We start from the raw sequence: 18,313 nt of genomic DNA, 5'->3' as shown, positions 1-18,313 counted from the left end.
CCGACCGCCCGCCGCGAACCGTGCGGGCGGTCGCTTGTGGTGGCCTGTGGACGGCGGATTCGGGGCCTGGTGGCGGCGCGGATAGGATGGGGTTCCGTTGTCGCCGTACAAAAGGTGCTCGTTTTCCCCATGGACATCACCCCAGCTGGAGTTCCCGACAAGTTCGCCGTCCTCGGCCTCACCTTCGACGACGTACTGCTGCAGCCGAACGAGTCCGACGTCATCCCGTCCGAGGCCGTCACCCGGTCCCGGTTGAGCCGCAATGTCGAGGTGAACATCCCGCTGGTGTCCAGCGCGATGGACACCGTCACCGAGGCCCGGATGGCGATCGCGATGGCCCGCCAGGGCGGCCTCGGCGTCCTGCACCGCAACCTCTCGCTCGAGGACCAGGCCCAGCAGGTCGACCTGGTCAAGCGCTCCGAGTCCGGCATGATCGCGCAGCCGATCACGATCGGCCCGGACGCCTCCATCGGCGAGGCCGACGCGCTCTGCGCGCAGTACCGGATCTCCGGCGTCCCGGTGGTGGACGACGCGGGTGTCCTGGTCGGCATCGTCACCAACCGCGACATGCGCTTCGAGACCGACCTGTCCCGGCCGGTCCGCGAGGTGATGACCAAGCAGCCGCTGATCACCGGCAGGCAGGGCATCGCCGCCGACGACGCGATGGCGCTGCTGAGCAAGCACAAGGTCGAGAAGCTGCCGCTGGTCGACGAGGCCGGCAAGCTCACCGGCCTGATCACGCTGAAGGACTTCGTCAAGCGCGACAAGTTCCCGCTGTCCACCAAGGACGGCTCCGGCCGGCTGATGGTCGGCGCGGCGATCGGCTTCTTCGGCGAGGCCTACAAGCGGGCCATGACGCTGGTCGAGGCCGGGGTCGACGTGCTCGTGGTGGACACCGCGCACGGTCACTCCCGGGCCCAGATCGAGATCATCCGCAGGCTCAAGGCCGACCCGGCCACCCGCGGCGTGGACGTCGTCGGCGGTAACGTCGGCACCCGCGCGGGCGCGCAGGCGCTGGTCGAGGCGGGCGCGGACGGCGTCAAGGTCGGTGTCGGCCCCGGTTCGATCTGTACGACGCGGGTCGTGTCCGGCGTCGGCGTGCCGCAGGTGACCGCGATCTACGAGGCGTCGCTGGCCTGCAAGCCGGCCGGTGTCCCGGTGATCGGCGACGGCGGCCTGCAGTACTCCGGTGACATCGCCAAGGCGCTCGTCGCGGGTGCGGACACGGTCATGCTGGGCTCGCTGCTCGCCGGGTGCGAGGAGTCGCCGGGCGACCTGGTGTTCATCAACGGCAAGCAGTTCAAGGCGTACCGCGGGATGGGTTCGCTGGGCGCGATGTCGTCGGGAGGCGGCCTGCGCAAGTCGTACTCCAAGGACCGCTACTTCCAGCACGACGGCGGCTCCGACGAGAAGCTGATCGCCGAGGGCGTCGAGGGTCAGGTGCCGTATCGGGGCCCGCTGTCGGCGGTCGCGCACCAGCTGATCGGCGGCCTGCGGCAGTCGATGTGGTACACGGGTGCCCGGACCGTGCCGGAGCTGCAGGAGAAGGGCCGCTTCGTCCGGATCACCTCCGCCGGCCTGCAGGAGTCCCACCCGCACGACATCCAGATGACGGTCGAAGCCCCGAACTACTCGGGCCGCTGACCCGCCTGCTACCTGTAAGGACACCAGATGACCGAGATCGAGATCGGCCGCGCGAAGCGGGGCCGGCAGGCGTACGCGTTCGACGACATCGCGATCGTGCCGTCGCGCCGCACGCGGGACCCCGAGGAGGTCTCGGTCGCCTGGCAGATCGACGCGTACCGGTTCGAGCTGCCGATCCTGGCCGCGCCGATGGACTCGGTGATGTCGCCGGCCACCGCGATCGCGATCGGCAAGGCCGGCGGTCTCGGCGTCCTCAACCTCGAAGGTCTCTGGACCCGGTACGAGGATCCGACCAGCCTGCTCGAGGAGATCACCAGCCTCGAGACGCAGCAGGCCACGCACCGGCTGCAGGAGATCTACGCGGCGCCGATCAAGCCCGAGTTGCTCTCCCAGCGGGTGCAGGAGATCCGCGACTCCGGTGTGACGGTGGCCGGCGCGCTGTCGCCGCAGCGCACCAAGCAGTTCGCCAAGCACGTCGTGGACGCGGGGGTCGACCTGTTCGTCATCCGCGGTACGACGGTGTCCGCCGAGCACGTGTCCGGGCAGGCGGAGCCGCTGAACCTGAAGCAGTTCATCTACGACCTCGACGTACCGGTGATCGTCGGCGGCTGCGCGACGCACCAGGCGGCGTTGCACCTGATGCGGACCGGCGCGGCCGGCGTACTCGTCGGCTTCGGCGGCGGCGCGGCGCACACCACGCGGAAGGTGCTCGGGGTCGCGGTGCCGATGGCAAGCGCGGTGGCCGACGTGGCGGCGGCGCGGCGGGACTACATGGACGAATCCGGCGGCCGGTATGTGCACGTCATCGCGGACGGCTCGGTCGGGCGGTCCGGTGACGTGGCGAAGGCGATCGCCTGCGGCGCGGACGCCGTGATGGTCGGTTCGCCGCTGGCCCGCGCGAGCGACGCTCCGGGCGGCGGGTACCACTGGGGCGCCGAGGCCTGGCACCAGGACCTGCCCCGCGGCGAGCGGGTCGAGGTCGGCGTCACCGGCACGATGGAGCAGATCCTGTTCGGCCCGTCCTGGGTCCCGGACGGCACGATGAACCTGGTCGGCGCGCTCAAGCGCGCGATGGCCACCACCGGCTACACGGAACTCAAGGAGTTCCAGCGGGTAGAGGTCGTCGTAGGTTGACGGTACTGATGGCGCGACTCCGTCGCGCCGGGTCATGGGGCTGTAACTCCCGGTCTTCCCTCGTCGCTCCGGTCGCTTCGCTCCCTCCGCTCCTCAGTCCAGACCGGGAGGCCCCATGACCACGGGCGTCCTGCTCCTGCATGGTTCGAGCGGTGCGCCGGACCTGGATCGGGCCCGTCTGCTCGAGGCCGAGGGGTACGACGTACTCGCGCCGCGCTGGCCGGTGACACATGAGGTTCCGCTGGAGTCGTTCCCGCTGGCTGAGCTGGCGGGCAACGATCGGCTGGTCGTGATGGGCAGCTCCTGGGGTGCCGAGGCGGCGTTGCTGCTCGGTGTGCTCGACGAGCGGGTGGACTCGGTGGTCGGGTTCGCCCCGAGCGCCTACGTGTGGGGCCGGGTTCTGGAGGACGGCAGCCAACGGTCGGCCTGGACCTGGCAGGGGGAGCCGCTCCCGTTCGTACCGTTCGACCAGGACTGGAAGTCCGAGGACGATCCGCCGAGCTACACCGGCATGTATCGCCAGAGTCTGCTGCGTGCTCCGGAGCAGTCGCGGATCCCGGTGGAGCGGATCCGGGGCGAGGTCCTGCTGGTGGCCGGTGGCGACGACAAGGTGTGGCCGTCGGTCGAGTTCGCGGAGGAGATCGAGCGGCGTCGCGGCGACCGTCCGACGCGGACCGTGACGGTGGCGGCGGCCGGGCATCGTGCGGTGCTGCCGGGCGAGGAGCCGAAGACCGCGGGGCAGCGGATGGCGCGCGGCGGGACCGACGCCGCCGACCGTGAGTTGGGTGCGCGCGCCTGGTCCGAGATCCTGCGGTTGCTCGCGGATTGATCCGACTTGCTTCGAGTTCACCCGGTTTGACGGGTTCTGGAAGGATTGCCGCATGGGATTGTTCAGCCGTCGGAGCAGCAGCCAGGACACGGACAATGTTGCCCTCGCCGCGGCGCGAGGACAGCTGTCCCCGGACGATGTGGATCAGGTGCGATTCCTGATCACCACGAAGAAGGCGGTGCACGCGGTCAAGCTGATCCGTGACCGCACCGGCCTCGACCTCAAGCAGTCCAAGGAACTGGTCGACGACATCCGCCTCGGGCGGTACGTGCCGCCGACGACCGGTACGCCGTTGGTCCGCCGCCCGGGCACCAACCTGGCCGAGCGCACCCGCGCCCTCAAGGCCGCGGGCGAACTCCATCAGGCGACCGCCCTGGTCGTCTCCGAGACCGGCATGACCGAAACCGAAGCCGGCCTGTTCGTCGGCGCCCTCCGCGCCGAACTGCAGGACTAGTCAGCCCTTGACGTAGGACATCTTCTCCGCGATCTTGCCGTCGCGTAGTCGCAGTACGTCGACGCCGCGGACGTGGCCGCGGTTGCCGGACGGCTCACGCCAGGAGTACCGCCACCGCACGACGGCCCGGTCGCCGAGCAGCACGGTCTCCTCGGTCTCGAAGTGCGGGTCGACGGTGTCCGCGAACAACGTCGCCCACACCGCCCGGACCGCGTCCGCGCCCTCGAAGCGCCCGCCGTCCGGCGTCGGCGACGTGGACTCGAACACGATGTCGTCGGTGACCAGCGACATCGCCGTCTCCAGGTCGCCCTCGTCGAAGGCGGCCCCGAACCGCTCGAGCACCGGGGTCGCCGGCGTCCACCGCGCATCCCGCCCGAACGCCGCGAGCAGGGCCTCGGCCGGATCGGTGAAGCCCTCCAGATGCTTGCCGACCATCCCGGCCGACCGGTACAGCTCCTCCCGGTCCGCGAACCAGGCGCCGACGTCGTCGACGAGTTCGCGGTCCATCCGCGGCAGTGCGTCGATCGCGACGGCCAGATCCCAGCCGTGGATCAGGTGATCCGCCGCGAGCTGCCGCAGGTACTCCTGCGGATCCTCGTCGCCGTACGACAGATGCACCTTGTCGATCGGCCAGGTCGCCGCGACCTCCGCCTCGCGGGCCGCGTACGACGCCGCGGCGGCCGGATCGTCCTCGAGCAGGTCACCGTCGAGGGTGTCCCCGACCTCGGCGATCGTCTTGCCCGCCATCAGCGGCACGGTCCAGCGCTCCTCGCCGACGACATGGTTGACCAGCGCCCGGACGTCCCAGTCCGAGCAGGGCGTCGGCGCCGACCATCGATCGGCCGGCACCTCCGAGACCAGGTCCGCGAAGTTCGCGACCGTGCGATTGTGCAGGTCTACAACGTCCATAACAACTCCCCCTCCCAGCGTCAGCGTCCGCCGGAGGGGGCAGGCGCGTCAACGTCCGAGCTGGAGTTGCTCCGCGGCCTCGTGGGCGTGGTGGGACGCGGCCAGGTCGCCGGTGGCGGCCAGGAGGTTGCCGTGGTGCCGGTAGCAGGCCCCGGCCAGGTCCTTCATCAGCTCGTTGTCGTCGGCGTACGGGATCAGCGCGGTCGCGACCTCCGCGCACCAGCCGCCCAGGTCGAGCGCGATGTCCATCCGCCCGGCCTGGAAGTACGCCTCGGAGATGTCGAGCAGCAGCTGCGCCCAGATCGGCACGTACGTCGCCGTCTGGAACCGCATCCGGTGTGACTCCCGCTCGGACGAGATCGCGAACAGGTAGTGCGCCTCCAGCCCCAGCGTCAGCGCGGCGTTTCCGTCCTGCGAGAGCAGCGGCTTCACCAGCTCCGCGAGCTCGGTCGCGCGTTGCGCCGCCGACTCCGGGTCCGTCCGTCCCGACACGGTCGCCAGCGTCATCCCGGGCGCGGGTTCGCTCAGCGCCACCAGCCGGTGGTACTGCTCGAACGGCCCGAGTTTGATCTCCGCGTTCTCCAGCGCCGCGACCAGCGTCAGCGGCAACCCACGGTCCAGCTCCTCGACCACGCGGGCCGCCGTCTCGGCGTCGGTGTCGTACGCCGTCCGCAGGCAGGCCTCGCCCTCCAGACGGCCGACGATGCCGAGGTGCTTGCCCTTCCTGACCAGGGCGGCGACCAGCGTGCGCATGTCGGTCGCCGAGTCGGAGTCGGCGAGTGTGTCGGCCGTGGTCAGCCCGATCTCGTCCGCCTCGAGCGCAAGGTCCAGCCGCCCTTCGGCAGCGTGGACGTCCGCCGAAACCGCGGTCGCCGTACAGAGGTAGCGGGCGTACGACAGCGACTGCGGGCTCTCGTTGATCTGGTCCGCGAGCTGCAGGAACAGCTGGGTCGCCGCGTCCGCGGACGCGACCGCCAGCGCGGGGTCGCCGTACCGCCGCAGGATCAGCGCGTTCATCGCGAGCACCCGGGCGAAGTCCGGCTGGTGCTTGAGACCGTCCTCGCCGCCGACGAGCTGGCCGTACGCGATCACCGCGCCGTCCATCTCCAGTACGGCGGTGGCGCCGTGACCCCTGTGCGCCTGGGTCATCGCGCGCCGGGCGCGGACGTCGGCCAGGAAGCAGGTCGCGTCGAGCACGCCGGCGTCCTGGAGCTCGGTATACCCGAGTTGCGCCTCGTGCAGCGCGGCGAGTGCCTCCTCGTGCCGGCCGGACGCGTTCAGCGATCCCGCCAGCTCGTACTGGGTCGCGGCCATCAGATGCTTGGCCTCGTAGTGGTTCGGGTGCCCTTCGGCCCGCTCCCTGGCCAGCTCGATGACCCGCTGCTGGTACGGCCCTGCCTCGTCGGCGCGGCCTTCCTCGATCAGCACCTGGGCTGTCTGCAGCGCCTCACCGAGCTCGTCCTCAGGAGGCGTCCAGAGCCCCCCGCTGTCCACCATCTTGACGTTCCACCCCTTCGCAGGTTCAGCGGATCAGCTTAACGGTCTCTTGATACTGACAGCCGCTATTACCGGCAGGTAGCCTTCGTGTATGAGCGAGCAGACGTCGATTCCCGCGGATCCGGAGCTCGACCCGACCGCGTCGTACGCGACCGATCAGTCGGTCATCCGCCGGTTGTCGGGGCTGCTGCGCGCGACGGCCGGCACCCGTACGTCGTACGCGCCGGCCACCGGGCAGCCGATCGCGGACCTGCCGGTGTCGAGTGAGGACGACGTGGTCGCGGCCGTCCGGGCCGCCCGGAGGACTCAGCAGACCTGGCGGCGAGTGCCGCTCGCGGAGCGCGCGGCGATCCTGCTGCGGTACCACGACCTGGTCCTCGATCACCGGCACGAGCTGGTCGACCTGATCATCCGCGAATCCGGCAAGGCGCGGAAGCAGGCGTTCGAGGAGCTCGCGCACGTCGCGCTGACGGCGCGGTACTACGGCCGCAAGGCCTTCGAACTGCTCGAGCCGCAGCGCAAGCTCGGGATCTTCCCGCTGCTCACCCGCGCCGAGGAGCGGTTCGTCCCGAAGGGTGTCGTCGGCATCATCTCGCCGTGGAACTACCCGCTGACGATGGCGATCTCCGACGGCCTGCCCGCGATCCTGGCCGGCAACACCGTCGTCCACAAACCCGACAGCCAGACCCCACTGACCGCGCTGCGCGGCATCGAGCTGCTGTACGAGGCCGGCCTGCCGCGGGAGGCCTGGCTCGCGGTGAACGGCGACGGCCCGACCGTCGGCGGCGCGCTCATCCAGAACGCCGACTACATCTGCTTCACCGGCTCGACCAAGACCGGCCGGCTGGTGGCGAGGCAGGCCGGTGAGCGGTTGATCGGCTGCAGCCTCGAGCTCGGCGGCAAGAACCCGATGCTGGTACTGCGGGACGCCGACATCAACCGAGCCGCGGAGGGCGCCGTACGGGCGTGTTTCGCGAACGCCGGCCAGCTGTGCGTCTCGATGGAGCGGCTGTACGTCGCCGACCAGGTGTACGACGCCTTCGTCACGGCGTTCGTGGACCGGGTGAAGAAGCTCCGCCTCTCGGCCGGCACCGGCTGGGACGTCGACATGGGCTCGCTGATCTCGAAGGCGCAGCTGGAGACGGTGACCCGCCACGTCGAGGATGCCCGTGAACAGGGCGCCACGGTGCTTGCCGGCGGCAAGGCCCGCCCGGACATCGGCCCGCTCTTCTACGAGCCGACCGTCCTGTCCGGTGTCACCCCGGCGATGGAGTGCTTCGACAACGAGACCTTCGGGCCGGTCGTCTCGATCTACCGGTTCTCCGACGAGGCCGAGGCGATCCAGCGCGCGAACGAGGGCGAGTACGGCCTGAACGCCAGCGTCTGGACCCGAGACGGCCGCCGCGGCCGCGCGGTCGCCGCGCAGCTGATGGCCGGCACGGTCAACGTCAACGAGGGGTACGGCGCGACGTTCGGCTCGATCGACACACCGATGGGCGGCATGCGGTCGTCCGGTCTCGGCCGGCGGCAGGGTGTCGAGGGCATCCGCCGGTACGTCGAACCGCAGGCGATCGCCACCCAGCGGCTGATCCCGATCGCCGCCTCGCACGGACTCTCCGACGAGAAGTTCGCGGAGCTGATGACCGGCGCTCTACGGATCCTGAAGAAGATCGGCCGTCCATGACGTTCGACTACGACGTCGTCGTCATCGGCTCGGGCTTCGGTGGGTCTGTCAGTGCGCTGCGGCTGACCGAGAAGGGCTACCGGGTCGCCGTACTGGAGGCCGGTGCGCGGTTCGACGACGCGGGGTTCGCGAAGAACTCGTGGGACACCAAGCGGTTCCTGTTCGCGCCGAAGCTCGGGATGTACGGCATCCAGCGGATCAGCGCGCTGCGCGACGTGATCATCCTGTCCGGCGCCGGGGTCGGCGGTGGCAGCCTGGTCTACGCGAACACGCTGTACGAACCGCTGCCCGCGTTCTACACCGATCGCGCGTGGGCGCACATCACCGACTGGCAGTCCGAGCTGGCGCCGTACTACGACCAGGCGAAGCGGATGCTCGGCGTCACGACGTACCCGGGGTTCACGCCGGCCGACAAGGTGATGAAGCAGGTCGCCGAGGACATGGGTGTGGGGGAGACGTTCCACCCGACACCGGTCGGTGTCTTCTTCGGTGAGCCGGGTGTCGAGGTCGACGACCCGTACTTCGGTGGCGCAGGCCCGCGCCGTACCGGCTGTATCGACTGTGGCGAGTGCATGACGGGCTGCCGGCACAACGCGAAGAACACCCTGACGAAGAACTACCTCTACCTGGCCGAGAAGGCCGGCGCGGAGGTCTACTCGCTGACCACGGTCACCTCGGTCGAGCCGCTCGCTGAGGAGACAGGCGGCGGGTACGCGATCGACACCCGTCGTACGTCGAACAAGAAGGCCACCCGCCGGTTCACCGCGGGTCAGGTGGTTTTCGCCGCGTCGGCTCTCGGTACGGCGAAGTTGCTGCACCGGCTGCGCGACGAGGGCAAGCTGCCGCGGCTGTCGGACCGGCTCGGCGTGCTGACCCGGACCAACTCGGAGTCGCTGCTCGGCGCGATCTCCCGCGACACGGATGTCGACTACACGCGTGGTGTCGCGATCACGTCCTCGTTCCACCCCGACGACATCACCCACATCGAGCCGGTGCGGTACGGGAAGGGCAGCAACGTGATGTCGCTGCTGCAGACCGTGCTGACCGACGGCGACGGGGACAGGCCGCGCTGGCGGACGTGGTTGCGCGAGCTCGGCGTCCAGCGGAAGAACATCCGCAAGCTGTACGACCTGAAGCACTGGTCCGAGCGGACCGTGATCGCGCTGGTGATGCAGACCGCGGACAACTCGATCACGACGTTCGGCAAGCGCGACCGGCTGGGCCGGTGGAAGCTCACGTCGAAGCAGGGGCACGGCGCCCCGAACCCGTCCTGGATCCCGGTCGCGAACCAGGTGGTCCGGCGGATGGCGAAGCTGATGAACGGTACGCCGGGCGGCACGATCGGGGAGCCGTTCAACGTGCCGATGACCGCGCACTTCATCGGCGGCTGCGCGATCGGCGACTCACCTTCGTCGGGGGTGGTGGATCCGTACCACCGGGTCTACGGGTACGACGGCTTGCACATCGTCGACGGCTCGACCATCTCCGCGAATCTCGGCGTCAACCCGTCCTTGACGATCACCGCCCAGGCCGAGCGGGCGCTCTCGTTCTGGCCGAACAAAGGCGCCGCGGACCCGCGTCCGGCGGTCGGTGCGGCGTACCAGCGGATCCAGCCGGTGAAGCCCGAGCACCCGGTCGTCCCGACGGACGCCCCCGGCGCGTTGCGGCTCCCGATCTTCCCGAAGCAGGCTGTGACGGATTCGTAACAGAACAGCGAAGAATTACGCAAATGAAAAAGCCTCAGCAGTAAGTTGCTGAGGCTTTCCCTAAAAGGTTCAGAAAAGGGAGCAGGTCCCTCGGGAACGTTTCCGCCCAAATCGTTTCCCGAGGGACCCACTCAAGCCGGGGTGAGGCGCCCGGCGCTTTGGGATCGGATCGCCAACCATGGCTGGCGACCCGAGCTCTTGGTTACTACCTTACATCCGATTTCCAGGGGCTTCAGGGCTTGTGACCACTCTGCGTGCTGATCGTAATGATCAGCATTTGTAGCTCCTGGTAACCGGGTGGCGGTCTTCCTTGCGGTAACCGCCTTCGTACACATCAACGAGCCCATCTACAGGGGGTTACGAGGTTCCCTGGAAAAGTCCAAAAACTTTTCCCGGGGAGTGCGGAGAGTGGCGGTGAGGCACTTCGGCCGCGGATGTTCCACGTGACGCCCGCCGCAGCCCCGCCGTACCGACCTGTCTTACTGTGAGCCGACCGTTCTGATGAGGCAGGAGAACCATGAGCGAGATCCTGGACGTGGCACGTGAGCAGGTTCTGGAGCAGGGCACCGGGTTGAGCCAGGAGCAATTGGTCGAGGTTCTCAGCGTGCCCGACGACCGGCTGCCGGAACTGCTCGCGCTCGCGCACGACGTCCGGGTGAAGTGGTGCGGCGAGGAGGTCGAGGTCGAGGGGATCATCTCGCTGAAGACCGGCGGCTGCCCCGAGGACTGCCACTTCTGCTCCCAGTCCGGCCAGTTCACCTCGCCGGTGCGCGCGGTCTGGCTGAACATCCCCGAACTCGTCGAGGCCGCCAAGGAGACCGCGAAGACCGGCGCCACCGAGTTCTGCATCGTGGCCGCGGTCCGCGGGCCCGACCCGCGGCTGATGAGCCAGGTGAAGGCCGGCATCGAGGCGATCAACGCCGAGGTCGACATCAACATCGCCTGCTCGCTGGGCATGCTGACGCAGGACCAAGTCGACGAGCTGAAGTCGTGGGGCGTGCACCGCTACAACCACAACCTCGAGTCGGCCCGGTCGTACTTCGGTGACGTCGTCACCACGCACTCCTTCGAGGAGCGCTGGGAGACCTGCTTGATGGTGCGCGAGTCCGGGATGGAACTGTGCTGCGGCGGCCTGGTCGGGATGGGTGAGTCGCTCGAGCAGCGCGCCGAGCTGGCCGCGCAGCTCGCCGAACTCGACCCGCACGAGGTCCCGCTGAACTTCCTCAACCCGCGGCCGGGTACGCCGTTCGGCGAACTGGAGATCATGGACGGCAAGGACGCGCTGCGCACCATCGCCGCGTTCCGGCTCGCGATGCCGCGGACGGTCCTGCGGTACGCCGGCGGTCGCGAGCTGACCCTCGGCGACCTGGGTACCCGCGAGGGCCTGCTCGGCGGCATCAACGCGGTGATCGTCGGCAACTACCTGACCACCCTTGGCCGCCCGGCGACCGCCGACCTGGATCTGCTCGCGGAGCTGAAGATGCCGGTGAAGGAACTCCAGAAGACACTGTGACCGAGACGTACTGCGGCCACTGCGGCCGCGAACTCACCGACGGCACCCACGAGAACTGCCGCCGCGCACTGACCCTCGAACCACCGAGATACTGCGCCACCTGCCACCGCCGAATGATCGTCCAGGTCCACCCGATGGGCTGGACGGCTCGCTGCTCCGTCCACGGCTCACTCAGCAGCCCGTTGTAGGGCAGTAGGGTTGATCCATGCCCGATGCCCCGCCGCGCCTCCTGGTCGCTCTGTATGGGCCGACGTCGGCGGGTAAGACTGCGGTGTCGGTTGATCTGTGTCTGCGGATCCGGGATGAGCTGGGGCTGCCGCCGATGGTCGTGTCGGCGGACTCGCGGCAGGTTTACCGGTCCATGGACATCGGCACCAGCAAGACGACGCCGGAGGAGATGCGTGGCGTCCCGCACACGATGATCGACGTCACCGAGCCGCTGCGGAAGCTGGAACTGGAGACGTTCGTCGCCGAAGCCCGGCGGCACATGGAGGACTGCTGGGCGTCCGGCGGGGTCCCGGTGATCGTGGGCGGGACGAGCGTCTATGTCCGCTCGCTGCTGGAGGGCTGGGAGGTGGACGCCGTCGCCGAGTCGCGGAACGCCGTCCGCCGCGACTTCCCGCGCAGCATGGCCGAGGACGCGTACGCCGTACTCACCCGGCTCGACCCGAAGGCCGCCGGGAAGATCCACGAGAACAACTACGACGCGATCGTGAACGCGCTGGCACGGGCCATGGGCAACGATCCGGAGCGAGCCGTCACGCCCGCCGCCCGGCAGGTCGTCCTCTCCGTCGACCGCCCGGCCGCCGAGATCGACCAGCGGGTCGCCGCGACCTACGACCGCCAGGTCGAGCTCGGGCTCCGCGACGAGGTCCTCGGACTCGACGAGCGGTACGACGTACTGACGCACTACCGCCGCCTCGGCCAGAAGTCGCCGAACCAGGTCGTCCACACGCACGGCTACACCGAATGGTTCGACGTCGCCCTGGACCGCGGCAAACCGGTGGAGAACCTGACCGGCACCGACCTCGACGAGGTCCGCACCCGAGTCGTCGAACGCATCCAGACCCACACGCGCCGCCAACGCTCGGCCATCCCCAAACTCACCGGCGTACGGTCGGTCCGCAACGCGTCCGATGCGTTCACCCAGGTCAAGAAGGCACTGGAAGCCGCTCCGGAACCCGCAGCCGGTCCCCGCTCCATCGCCTCCAAGCCGCACCGCTCGGCCAAGTCCTCGCGCCGGCGCGGATCGCTGCGCTGATTGGAGTCCGCAGCCGCTGTCGGGCTGACCCGAGGCGTCGGATATCGTCCATGTGTGGCTAACCTTGCCGACCTGTCAGTGCTCCCTGAGCTGGGTAAGGCGAAGTGGACACCCGCGCAGATCTTCGGGTACGAGATCGCCCTCGAAGGGATCCGGCAGGCGATCGGGTTCTATGCCCAGCGGATCGCCGCGGCGGAAGCAGCCGACGAGCCCGATGCGGCCGCGATCGCGACGTTGTGCGCCGACCAGGCGGCCTGGGCGGCCCGCGGCCGGGCGCTCGATCCGCTCGACACCGGCGCCGCCGGCCGCATCCGCAAGGAGGCCGACCTGCTCCTCAGCGACGAGGACGAGGGCGCGGATGGCGACGAGGACAGCGGCGACAAGGACAGTGGCGACGAGCTGAGCGAGCAGGATGGCCGAGGTGACTGAGCAGGACGACCGGTTCCTGCTGAGCGACGCTGAGAACGAGCGGATCTTCCGCGAGCGCATCGCCCCCAGCCGGCTCATCGGTACCCCGCAGGACCACCCGGTGGTCGTCTTCGTCGCCGGCCAGCCCGGCGACGGCAAGGCCTCGATCACCGCCTTGGCGAAGGCCGCACTGTCCCGCCGCGCCGATCCCGTCGTACTGAGCAGCTTCGCCCTCGAGGCCTACCACCCGCGACTCAACGAGCCCATCACCGACGAACCCTCGACGTTCGACCGGTACGTCGAGGCCGACGGCCTCCGCTGGCTGGCCCGCGCCGAGGAACTGGTCGCCCAGCAGCGGTACGACGTGATCATCGAGACCGAGCTGGCCGATCCGGACGCGCTCGCGGCGTCGGCCCGCGCGTTCAAGGCGGCCGAGTACCAGGTGGAGGTCGCGCTCCTCGCCGTCCACGAGGCCTTCAGCCGCCTCGGTGTACTGCAGCGGCACATCCGCGGGCTGGAGGCCTATGGCTTCGGCCGGATGGCCAGGCAGCACGACGTCGGGTACGCCGGTGTGCTGCGGGCCGCCCAGCTGATCGACGAAGGCGACTGGGTGGACCGCGTCGGCGTACTGCGACCGGACGGGCAGCTGATCTACGGCAACCAGCGCGACGACGACTGGCGGCAGCCGGCCCGCACCGCGGACGCGATCACCTGGGAACGCGAACGGACCTGGACGGTGGCCGAGTCCCGCGACTTCCTCGACGCAACCAGCGCGGTCGAGCGATTCGGGCTGGCCGCGCCGGTGCAGTGGATCCGGGACGAGGGCATCGACGGCGCCAGAGCCCTGATGGCACTGGCGAAACCGCGACTCGACCCAGTAGCAGTCACCCTCCACATTGCCAAGGCCGGCACGGCGTTCTAGAGGCGCTTGTCACATCGTGCCTACCTGCGGCGGCGGCCGGCGATCGGACCGATTACCGTTGTGAATCCTCAGGATGGAGGAGCGCGGTGTCACAGTCGGTCAATGCGCGGCTACAGCAGGACGCGGAGTTGCTCTGGCATCCGTACTCGTCGCTGACCGAGCCCTCGCCGGTGCGGCTGGTTCGCGGTGCGGACGGCGTACGGCTGCAGCTGGACGACGGTACGGGCGGGACTGTCGAGGCGATCGACGCGATGGCGTCCTGGTGGTGCATGATCCACGGCTACCGGAACCCGGTGCTGGACGCCGCGCTGAAGCGCCAGGTGGACGAGTTCAGTCACGTGATGTTCGGTGGGCTGACCCACGAACCGGCGGTCCGGCTGGGCGAGCGGCTCGTGGAGATCACGCCGGAGCCGCTGCGGCACGTGTTCTTCTGCGACTCGGGATCGGTCTCGGTCGAGGTGGCGATCAAGATCGCGCTGCAGTACCAGGTTGCGCGCGGCAACCATGGGCGCACGCGGATGCTGACGGTCCGCGGCGGGTATCACGGCGACACGTTCGCGCCGATGAGCGTGTGCGACCCGGTCAACGGAATGCATTCGCTGTTCACCGGCGCCCTCAAGGAGCAGGTGTTCGGGCCGCAACCGCCGGCCGGCTTCGACCGGCCCGAGACCGATCCGGAGCTGCAGTCCTGGGCCGACGAGCTGGCCGTACTGGCCGAGCAACATGCGGGTGAGATCGCGGGCATCATCGTCGAGCCAGTTCTGCAGGGTGCCGGTGGGATGTACCCGTACAGCCCTGCCTGCCTGCGCATTCTCCGCGAGCTGGCCGACCGGCACGGCTTCCTGCTGATCTTCGACGAGATCGCCACCGGGTTCGGCCGCACCGGCACGCTGTTCGCGTCCGAGCATGCGGGTGTCGACCCCGACATCCTGTGCGTCGGCAAGGCGCTGACCGGCGGCTACCTGTCGCTGGCCGCGATGCTGTGTACGACGGACGTCGCGCACACGGTCTCCAACGGACCGGGTGGTGCGTTGATGCACGGGCCCACATTCATGGCGAACCCGCTCGCGTGTTCGGTCGCCCTCGCGTCGATCGATCTGCTGCTCTCCCAGGACTGGGCTTCTCGGGTGGCTGCGATTTCCGCGGGGCTTTCGGCGGGGCTTGCTCCGGCGGCCGAACTGCCTGCGGTGAAGGACGTGCGGGTGCTGGGCGCGGTCGGCGTCGTACAGCTCGGTGGGCCGGTGGATCTGCCGCGGCTGACCGAAGCTGCGTTGCGTCGTGGGGTCTGGGTCCGGCCGTTCCGCGATCTCGTCTACACGATGCCGCCGTACATCTGCACTGACGAGGACATCGCCACCATCGGGGCGGCGATCACGGGTGCGGTCGAGGAGGCCGGCTGATGCTGGAGGATTGGCTAGCCCCGAAGGCCGCCGCGCTGGAGGCCCGGGGCCTGACCCGACGGCTCAGTGCGCGGGCCAGGGACGCCGACCTGATCGACCTCGCGGGCAACGACTACCTCGGTCTCGCTCGTGATCCGCGGGTGGTGACGGCCGCCGCCGACGCCGTACGCACCTGGGGCACAGGCTCCACCGCGTCCCGTCTGGTCACCGGTACGACGGAACTTCACGAGCAGCTCGAATCCGCGCTGGCGGCGTACGCCGGGCAGCAGTCCGCGCTCGTGTTCTCGTCCGGATACCTGGCCAACCTCGGTGTCGTCACCGCGCTCGGCGGACCGGGAACCTTGCTGGTCTCCGACGAACACGTGCACGCCTCGCTGGTGGATGCATGCCGCCTGGCGCGGTCCCGGGTCGAGGTCGTCCCGCACAACGACGTCGACGCCGTCGAGAAGATGCTTGCCGAGCGCAACGAACCACATGCGGTGGTGATGACCGAGTCGGTGTTCAGCGTGCTCAGTGACGAGGCGCCGCTGCTCGAACTGGCCGCGGTCGCCAGCGCGCACAACGCCGTACTGCTGGTCGACGAGGCCCACGGGTTGGGGGTCAGCGGCAACGGTCATGGCTCCGTGCACGCGGCGGGTCTCGCCGGGCTGGAGCATGTCGTCGTCACCATGACGCTGTCCAAGTCTCTGGCCTCCCAGGGCGGTGTCGTTCTTGGGCCGTCGGTGCTACGCGAGCACCTCGTCAACCGGGCGCGTCCGTTCATCTACGACACCGGTCTGAACCCGGCCGCCTGTGCAGCAGCCCTTGCTGCGCTTGAGGTTCTGCAGACCGAGCCCGACCGTCCGGCGGCGATTCATGCGGCCGCGGCGCGGCTGGCGGCTGCGTGTGAGGTGCCTCCGTCGCGTGGTGCGGTCGTTTCCGTCCCGATGCCGGGACCGCGCGAGACTGTCCGCGCGGCCGAGCTGTGCCTGCAGAACGGCGTACGCGTGGGGAGTTTCCGGCCGCCGTCCGTCCCCGACGGCATCTCCCGGCTCCGGCTCACCGCGCACGCCGGGTTGTCTGCCGCCGATCTCGATCGGGCGTGTGCTGTCATCGTCGACGCGATCGGGGCGGCCTCATGATCACCTTCGTCACCGGGACCGATACTGAGATCGGCAAGACGATCGTCACGGCCGCGCTCGCCGTACTCGCCGGGGACTCGGTTGCGGTGGTCAAGCCCACCCAGAGCGGTGTGGGGCCCGACGAGCCGGGCGACCTCGCTGTCGTCGGCCGGCTCAGCGGCGTGACCGCACTGCATGAAGGTGTCCGGTTGCCCGAGCCGCTCGCGCCCACCACCGCCGCCCGGCGCGCCGGGGTTCCGCTGCCGTCGGTCGAGGAGTACGCCGCATCCATCGACGACCTCGCCGGCGAATACGACACCGTGCTGGTCGAGGGCGCCGGCGGACTGCTCGTCGGACTCGATGCTGACGGCAACAACCTGGCGGATCTGGCCGAGCATCTGACCTCGCCGTTCCGGTTCGTGGTGGTGACACGTGCCGGGCTCGGCACGCTGAACCACGCCGGGCTGACCGTCGAGGCTCTGCGGTCGCGGGAGCTGCCGGTCGCGGGCCTCGTGATCGGGTCGTGGCCGGCCGAGCCGGATCTCGCCGAGAGCTGCAACCTGGAGGATCTCCCGGCCACGACCGGCGTCCCAGTGATCGGGCGGATCCCGGCCGGGGCCGGTGCCTGGAGTCGAGAGGAGTTCCGGGCCGCCGCACCGGGATGGTTCGAGTGACGCGGAGCTCCGCTTCCGGCGACGGGTCGACGGTGACCGGCTGCCCGGCTCGGTACGACGAGGCGCTCGGGTACTGGGTCGTCGACGACCCGGCGCTGGCGCGTGAGGTGCTGCTAGACCCGCAGACGTTCCGCCCGGACAACGCCGTACTCGCCCACACGCCGCTGTCCGTGAAGGCGCTCCGCGTCCTGTCGGGCGTCGGCTTCGCACTGCCGCCGACGCTGGCGAACAACGCGGGGGAGTCACACCGCCCGATTCGTGCCGCCGTTGCCCGCTTCTTCAGCCCTGCCCGAGTGGCCGCCGCCGAACCGCTGACCCGGGAGCTCAACACCGCACGAGTCACGGCTGCGCTTAGAGCCCTTGCTGACTGTCAACAGGTCGACCTGGTGCAGGCGATCGCCGCGGAGCCGCCGGCCCTCGTCGTACTGCACCTGCTCGGCCTGACGGATGTCGACGTACCTGCGCTGAAGGCCTGGAGCCTGGACTCGCTGGAACTGTTCTGGGGCTGGCCCGATGAGGACCGGCAGCTGGAGTTGGCGCACAGTGCGGCCGAGTTCTACGCCTGGCTGCGCGCGCGGACGACGGCCGCCAGGAAGGCGCCGGGTGACGATCTGTTCGGTGTGCTGGTCGCACTAGGGCTGACCGATGAAGAGGTGTGCGCGGTCGGCTACTTCCTGCTGATCGCCGGCCAGGAGACCACGACCCAACTCATCTCCACCGCCTTCCAGCGCTGTCTCGACGATCCCGGCACCACAGTGGAACAGGTTCTCCAAGAGGCGTCCTCGGTTCCCACCTGGCGCCGCATCACCGCCGAACCAACGACCTTGGGCGACGTGGACCTACCGGTAGGCGCCCCCGTCCTCCTCGGCCTGACCGGCCACGGCGGCCCCGCCGACCTAGCATTCGGCATCGGCATCCACCGCTGCCTCGGCGCCGCCCTAGCCCGAATGGAAACCCAGGTCGCGCTGGACTGTGCACGTGACTTGCTGAGCAGCGTGCGCCTGGCCGAGCCCCCACCGATGATCGACTTGCTCTCGTTCCGCGCTCCGGCGCAGTTGGTAGTGACGTCGTCGGGTCACAAGGCGGTTTGATTTGCGGGGGTCTCCTGCTCGATGTGTTGGTCGCTGGCGATCCGCTGACGGCTTATGTGTCGACTGACGGGTCGTGTGCCGACTGGT

Annotated in this window: 17 protein-coding genes; 15 read left to right on the top strand and 2 right to left on the bottom strand. The window is 69.4% G+C overall.

Annotated elements, in window-relative coordinates:
• Positions 1-129 precede the first annotated feature (129 nt).
• From guaB to EV649_RS17815, 4 genes are all read left to right on the top strand, one after another.
• A complete protein-coding gene (gene guaB / locus EV649_RS17830; protein ID WP_130384562.1) occupies positions 130-1,644 on the top strand; it encodes an IMP dehydrogenase in 1,515 nt (504 codons plus the stop codon).
• Positions 1,645-1,671: 27 nt separating this feature from the next.
• A complete protein-coding gene (locus EV649_RS17825) occupies positions 1,672-2,778 on the top strand; it encodes a GuaB3 family IMP dehydrogenase-related protein (protein WP_130384561.1) in 1,107 nt (368 codons plus the stop codon).
• A gap of 115 nt (positions 2,779-2,893) precedes the next feature.
• Positions 2,894-3,607 (top strand): acyl-CoA thioester hydrolase/BAAT C-terminal domain-containing protein, encoded by a 714-nt coding sequence (locus EV649_RS17820; protein WP_130384560.1) that lies wholly within the window; start codon positions 2,894-2,896, stop codon positions 3,605-3,607.
• A gap of 52 nt (positions 3,608-3,659) precedes the next feature.
• A complete protein-coding gene (locus EV649_RS17815) occupies positions 3,660-4,061 on the top strand; it encodes a hypothetical protein (protein WP_130384559.1) in 402 nt (133 codons plus the stop codon).
• On the opposite strand, the gene EV649_RS17810 is transcribed toward EV649_RS17815, so the two are convergent.
• Positions 4,062-4,970, bottom strand: coding sequence for a TIGR03086 family metal-binding protein (locus EV649_RS17810; protein ID WP_130384558.1), 909 nt, complete (start codon positions 4,968-4,970; stop codon positions 4,062-4,064).
• Between the two features lie 48 nt (positions 4,971-5,018).
• Positions 5,019-6,467 carry a hypothetical protein gene (locus EV649_RS17805; protein ID WP_130384557.1) on the bottom strand — a complete coding sequence of 483 codons (1,449 nt, stop codon included), beginning with the start codon at positions 6,465-6,467 and terminating at the stop codon, positions 5,019-5,021.
• A 91-nt stretch (positions 6,468-6,558) separates the two neighbouring features.
• On the opposite strand from EV649_RS17805, the gene EV649_RS17800 reads away from it, so the two are divergent.
• From EV649_RS17800 to EV649_RS17750, 11 genes are all read left to right on the top strand, one after another.
• The gene (locus EV649_RS17800; RefSeq protein WP_130384556.1) at positions 6,559-8,151 is read left to right on the top strand and encodes a succinic semialdehyde dehydrogenase; all 1,593 of its coding nucleotides are present in this window, start codon (positions 6,559-6,561) and stop codon (positions 8,149-8,151) included.
• Positions 8,148-9,857: a GMC family oxidoreductase gene (locus EV649_RS17795; RefSeq protein ID WP_130384555.1), complete on the top strand. Its 1,710-nt coding sequence runs from the start codon at positions 8,148-8,150 to the stop codon at positions 9,855-9,857. The genes EV649_RS17800 and EV649_RS17795 overlap by 4 nt, the downstream gene beginning before the upstream one ends.
• Positions 9,858-10,374: 517 nt before the next feature.
• Positions 10,375-11,370, top strand: a complete 996-nt coding sequence (gene bioB / locus EV649_RS17790; protein WP_130384554.1) for a biotin synthase BioB — start codon at positions 10,375-10,377, stop codon at positions 11,368-11,370.
• On the top strand, positions 11,367-11,558 hold the full coding sequence (locus EV649_RS17785) for a hypothetical protein (protein WP_130384553.1): 192 nt from the start codon (positions 11,367-11,369) through the stop codon (positions 11,556-11,558). The genes bioB and EV649_RS17785 overlap by 4 nt, the downstream gene beginning before the upstream one ends.
• Positions 11,559-11,575: 17 nt before the next feature.
• On the top strand, positions 11,576-12,631 hold the full coding sequence (locus EV649_RS17780; protein ID WP_130384552.1) for an isopentenyl transferase family protein: 1,056 nt from the start codon (positions 11,576-11,578) through the stop codon (positions 12,629-12,631).
• Between the two features lie 54 nt (positions 12,632-12,685).
• Positions 12,686-13,060, top strand: a complete 375-nt coding sequence (locus EV649_RS17775) for a hypothetical protein (protein ID WP_130384551.1) — start codon at positions 12,686-12,688, stop codon at positions 13,058-13,060.
• A complete protein-coding gene (locus tag EV649_RS17770; RefSeq protein ID WP_157996256.1) occupies positions 13,053-13,961 on the top strand; it encodes a zeta toxin family protein in 909 nt (302 codons plus the stop codon). Before EV649_RS17775 ends, EV649_RS17770 begins: the two co-directional genes overlap by 8 nt.
• Before the next feature lie 86 nt (positions 13,962-14,047).
• Positions 14,048-15,361: an adenosylmethionine--8-amino-7-oxononanoate transaminase gene (locus EV649_RS17765; RefSeq protein WP_130384549.1), complete on the top strand. Its 1,314-nt coding sequence runs from the start codon at positions 14,048-14,050 to the stop codon at positions 15,359-15,361.
• Complete coding sequence (locus tag EV649_RS17760; protein WP_130384548.1) at positions 15,361-16,482, top strand: 8-amino-7-oxononanoate synthase; 1,122 nt, start codon at positions 15,361-15,363, stop codon at positions 16,480-16,482. Before EV649_RS17765 ends, EV649_RS17760 begins: the two co-directional genes overlap by 1 nt.
• Positions 16,479-17,135, top strand: coding sequence for a dethiobiotin synthase (gene bioD, locus EV649_RS17755; protein WP_130384547.1), 657 nt, complete (start codon positions 16,479-16,481; stop codon positions 17,133-17,135). Before EV649_RS17760 ends, bioD begins: the two co-directional genes overlap by 4 nt.
• Positions 17,132-18,226 carry a cytochrome P450 gene (locus EV649_RS17750; RefSeq protein ID WP_198682543.1) on the top strand — a complete coding sequence of 365 codons (1,095 nt, stop codon included), beginning with the start codon at positions 17,132-17,134 and terminating at the stop codon, positions 18,224-18,226. The genes bioD and EV649_RS17750 overlap by 4 nt, the downstream gene beginning before the upstream one ends.
• The last annotated feature ends 87 nt before the right edge of the window (positions 18,227-18,313 follow it).

It is taken from the genome of Kribbella sp. VKM Ac-2569, assembly GCF_004216905.1.
Taxonomy (GTDB): domain Bacteria; phylum Actinomycetota; class Actinomycetes; order Propionibacteriales; family Kribbellaceae; genus Kribbella.
This window is presented reverse-complemented; position numbering and strand designations above follow the sequence as displayed.

Coding starts and splice junctions, on each gene's coding strand:
- guaB (WP_130384562.1), top strand. CDS start 130: ATGGACATCACCCCAGCTGGAGTTCCCGACAAGTTCGCCGTCCTCGGC.
- EV649_RS17825 (WP_130384561.1), top strand. CDS start 1,672: ATGACCGAGATCGAGATCGGCCGCGCGAAGCGGGGCCGGCAGGCGTAC.
- EV649_RS17820 (WP_130384560.1), top strand. CDS start 2,894: ATGACCACGGGCGTCCTGCTCCTGCATGGTTCGAGCGGTGCGCCGGAC.
- EV649_RS17815 (WP_130384559.1), top strand. CDS start 3,660: ATGGGATTGTTCAGCCGTCGGAGCAGCAGCCAGGACACGGACAATGTT.
- EV649_RS17810 (WP_130384558.1), bottom strand. CDS start 4,970: ATGGACGTTGTAGACCTGCACAATCGCACGGTCGCGAACTTCGCGGAC.
- EV649_RS17805 (WP_130384557.1), bottom strand. CDS start 6,467: ATGGTGGACAGCGGGGGGCTCTGGACGCCTCCTGAGGACGAGCTCGGT.
- EV649_RS17800 (WP_130384556.1), top strand. CDS start 6,559: ATGAGCGAGCAGACGTCGATTCCCGCGGATCCGGAGCTCGACCCGACC.
- EV649_RS17795 (WP_130384555.1), top strand. CDS start 8,148: ATGACGTTCGACTACGACGTCGTCGTCATCGGCTCGGGCTTCGGTGGG.
- bioB (WP_130384554.1), top strand. CDS start 10,375: ATGAGCGAGATCCTGGACGTGGCACGTGAGCAGGTTCTGGAGCAGGGC.
- EV649_RS17780 (WP_130384552.1), top strand. CDS start 11,576: ATGCCCGATGCCCCGCCGCGCCTCCTGGTCGCTCTGTATGGGCCGACG.
- EV649_RS17760 (WP_130384548.1), top strand. CDS start 15,361: ATGCTGGAGGATTGGCTAGCCCCGAAGGCCGCCGCGCTGGAGGCCCGG.
- bioD (WP_130384547.1), top strand. CDS start 16,479: ATGATCACCTTCGTCACCGGGACCGATACTGAGATCGGCAAGACGATC.